The organism is Pseudenemella bisphenolivorans (genome assembly GCF_051133435.1).
GTDB lineage: Bacteria > Actinomycetota > Actinomycetes > Propionibacteriales > Propionibacteriaceae > JAAYAO01.
This window is the reverse complement of record NZ_JBPGNY010000011.1, coordinates 1-666: the sequence shown is the minus strand read 5'-3', so window position 1 is coordinate 666 and position 666 is coordinate 1. Positions and strand designations below refer to the sequence as shown.

1 protein-coding gene is annotated in these 666 nt (G+C 68.3%); it reads right to left on the bottom strand.

Features of this window, described 5'->3' with window-relative positions:
* Positions 1-2: 2 nt before the first annotated feature.
* Positions 3-666: transposase (locus tag ACR4XW_RS15865; protein WP_434761551.1), on the bottom strand; the 664-nt coding region annotated here is incomplete at its 5' end.

Sequence of the window (666 nt, the reverse complement as noted above, 5' to 3'; positions counted from 1 at the left end):
GGCTATCCGCAGTTGAACGTGGTGGCCTGCTGATTCAAGGGTGAGCGCCTGCCGTGTCGGTGGGCGCTGGCCAGGAGGATACGGGCTTGGTAGTGCTCGTGGTTGCGGTACCCGCGGCCGGTGCGCTTGATCTGCTTGATCGAGGTGTTCGCGGCCTCGGTCTTGGCGTTCGTGATCCGGGTGGTGATGAAGACTTCGATCTCGTCCCACCAGTCGTTGATCGTGTTCCACAGCTTGGTCGTCTCGGGCATGTCAGCGGCCAGGACGGCGACGCCGAGCAGGCCACGGGCAGTGTCGGCGGCCTCGAGGTCGGTGCAGGCCAGCAGCATTCGCAGGCGTTCCTTCACGCCCCAGGCTGCACCGAGTTCGTCGGTGGGATCATCTGCGGTGAAGACCCTGTCGAGCCGGTCCCACGCGCGCGGGCTGAGGGTGTTCGCGGCGCGCAGCAGCAGCATCCGGTGCGCCCAGGCGCCGTCGGTGGCACGGCCGCGACGGCCGAGCCATTCCCGGGCGACGCGTTGGCGCACAGCGGTGACCATCAGGTTCGCCAGCCGGACCAGGTGCCAGTGGTCCACGCTGATCGACGCAGTGGGTAGCGCGCCCCTGATCGCGGAGCGATAGGTCGCCGAGGGGTCCATCGCGACCACCTCGACCCGCTCGCGCCAA